The 2,869-nt window shown below is 62.9% G+C and carries 3 protein-coding genes; 2 read left to right on the forward strand and 1 reads right to left on the reverse strand.

What is annotated here, in order from left to right:
* Positions 1-1,257 (reverse strand): 4-hydroxyphenylacetate 3-hydroxylase N-terminal domain-containing protein (locus VK804_RS11705; protein WP_325370973.1); only part of this gene is annotated, 1,257 nt, incomplete at its 3' end.
* 255 nt (positions 1,258-1,512) lie between these two features.
* Between VK804_RS11705 and VK804_RS11710 the strand changes: the two genes are divergently transcribed.
* A complete protein-coding gene (locus VK804_RS11710; RefSeq protein ID WP_325370974.1) occupies positions 1,513-2,265 on the forward strand; it encodes a phosphoadenylyl-sulfate reductase in 753 nt (250 codons plus the stop codon).
* Between the two features lie 122 nt (positions 2,266-2,387).
* Positions 2,388-2,869: ABC transporter permease subunit (locus VK804_RS11715; protein WP_414642761.1), on the forward strand; the 482-nt coding region annotated here is incomplete at its 3' end.

Consider the following 2,869-nt stretch of genomic DNA (forward strand, 5'->3'; position numbering starts at 1 on the left):
CAGGTAACGGTCGATCGCCGGATTTTTGAAATCCTTGGCCGACGACGGCAGATAGATCAGCGACGAGGCGACGATCTTTTCCACGATCTCCTTGACCCGCCCGTAAGCGTCGCCGGCAAAGACCCGATAGCTCGAGCCGGATTGGTAGTTCGGCAATACCGCGCCGTTCACCCAGTCCGTCGGATTCATCGCCATCGCCTCGGTCAAGGACCAGAACAGATGGCGCCAGGCGATGATCTCGCCGAGCATCGCCTGATTGCCGCGAAATTCGTCGGATCCCGCCGCATGCAGCGCTTTAGCGATCACGCCGGCCATGAAATCGAGCTTCACTGCAAGCCGCGTGCAGCCCTGGAACTGATAGCCGGCGAGGAAGCCCGATTGCGGGAAAAAAACTTTCAGCTTCTCGAGGTCGCGGTGCAGCAGCACGTCTTCCCAGGGGATGAAGACATTATCGAAGACGAAGATCGCGTCATTCTCGTCGAACCGCGACGACAGCGGATAGTCGAACGGCGTGCCCATGACGCTCGCCGTCATCTCATAAGACGTGCGGCAGAACAGTTTTACGCCGGGCGCGCTCATCGGCGCGATGAACATCACCGCCAAGTCAGTATCGTGCAGCGGCACCGCGGCATTCTGGCCGAGGAAATTGTAATGCGTCAGCGCCGATGAGGTCGCCACCACTTTGGCGCCCGATATATAGATCCCGGCATCGGTGTCTTTCTGGATGGTGATGAAGACGTCCTTGACCTGATCGACCGGCCGCGAACGATCGACCGGCGGATTGACGATGGCGTGGTTCATGAACAGCACGTTTTCCTGGGCGCGGCGGTACCACGCCTTGGCGTTGTCGGAGAACTTGCCGTAGAAGTCGAAATTGGCGCCGAGCGTGTTCATCAGCGACGCCTTGTAGTCCGGCGAACGGCCCATCCAGCCGTAGGACATGCGCGCCCATTGCGCGATGGCATCGCGCTGGCCGAGGAGATCCTCGCGCGAGTGCGCGGCGCGGAAGAATTTGTGGGTGTAGCCGCCAGAGCCGGTATCGGTCGGCGAGGTCAAAACCGCTTTGGTCTTGGCATCATGCAGCGCGTCGTAGAGGCGTGCGATCGAGCGCGCGGCATTGCGGAAGGCGGGATGCGTCGTGACGTCCTTGACCCGCTCGCCATAGACATAGACCTCTCGCCCGTCGCGCAGGCTCTCGAGATATTCCGCGCCGGTGAATGGCCGTCCCTTGGTCCCGATCGCGTCTTCGGATTTCATCCGGCCGTTTCCTCAGATTTTTTCCCGCCCACCCTGTCCTCGCTGGCGTACCTCCGTGCCGGTGGGCAGGCAATGCTTGCCGGCGCGTGGCTGCCAATCGAGGCGCCGAAACGCTGATGCCACCGCCGCTGCCCGCCGCAGAACGTCATCGCTGGCTCGCTGCTCAATATGAAAATCCATTCCCTTTAAGGGTTTGCTGCGCCCCTTTATATAGAAAATCCTTCTAGGAAGCGCGGCAATTCGGCCATTTCACAGATGTTCATAGACCCCGAGAACCCGGAGACGATACCGGCGGCCGCGCCGCCGCGGCGGTTCAACGTGGCCGCGCTCGAGGCCGAGCTCGCGCAGGCGAGCCCGCGCGACATCGTCGAGGCTGCAATCCGCTTCGCGCCCGGCCGGATGGCGGTGGTGTCGTCGTTCGGCGCCGAATCCGCGGTGCTGCTGAAATTCGTCGCCGAAGTCGATCCGTCCTTGCCGGTATTGTTTCTCGACACGCAATGGCTGTTCAAAGAAACGCTGGCCTATCGTGACGCGCTCACCGCCCGTCTCGGGCTCACCGATGTGCGCACCGTGACACCATCGCCGAGCGCGCTCGCGATCCGCGATCCCAAGCGCGATCTGGCCTTCCGCGACCGCGACGCCTGCTGCGAAATCCGCAAAGTCGCCCCGCTTGCCGCTGAGCTCGCCGGTTTCGACGGCTGGATGAGCGGCCGCAAGCGCTACCACGGTGGCGACCGCGCGGCACTGCCGATCGTCGAGGAAGACGGTCGGCGGCTGAAATTCAATCCGCTCGCCCGCCTGTCGCGGCCCGAGCTCAACGCCGTCTTCGCGACGGCCAAATTGCCAAGGCATCCGCTGGAATCGCTCGGCTTCACCTCGATCGGCTGCGTGCCTTGCACGCACAAGCCGTCCGTTGACGGCTCGATCCGCGACGGCCGCTGGAGCGGACTTGGCAAGACCGAGTGCGGCATCCATCTCGGCCCCCTGCCCGCGTCCGCCGACCGCTAACCGCCCTTCCTCGCTGCAACGTTTCGCGTTGCGGCCGCTGCGCCGCGGCGTTGCTGCGCCTCCGCGCCGCTGTTACTGTCCTCGACGGGGAACATTGCCGGAATCGAAAGGCGCGCGGACGCATGGACTATTTCGTCCAGCAGCTCATCAACGGCATCACGCTCGGTTCGATCTACGGCCTGATCGCCATCGGCTATACGATGGTCTACGGCATCATCGGCATGGTGAACTTCGCCCATGGCGACGTGTTCATGGTGTCGGCCTTCATCGCGCTGATCGCCTTCCTGATCCTGACGACATGGCTCGGCATCACCTCGATCGCGCTCGCGCTGTTCATCGTGCTGATCGTCTCCATGCTGTTCACCGCTTTGGTGAACTGGACCATCGAGCGCGTCGCCTATCGGCCGCTGCGCGGCTCGTTTCGCCTGGCGCCGCTGATCTCGGCGATCGGCATGTCGATCTTCCTGTCGAATTTCGTCCAGGTCGCGCAGGGCCCGCGCAACAAATCGATCCCGCCGATGGTGCGCGGCGATTTCACTTTGCTCAACGGCGGCGGCTTTTCGGTCGCGCTGTCCTATAAGCAGCTCATCATCTGGGGCGTGAC

This window comes from Bradyrhizobium sp., from assembly GCF_035484855.1.
Taxonomy (GTDB): Bacteria; Pseudomonadota; Alphaproteobacteria; order Rhizobiales; family Xanthobacteraceae; genus Bradyrhizobium.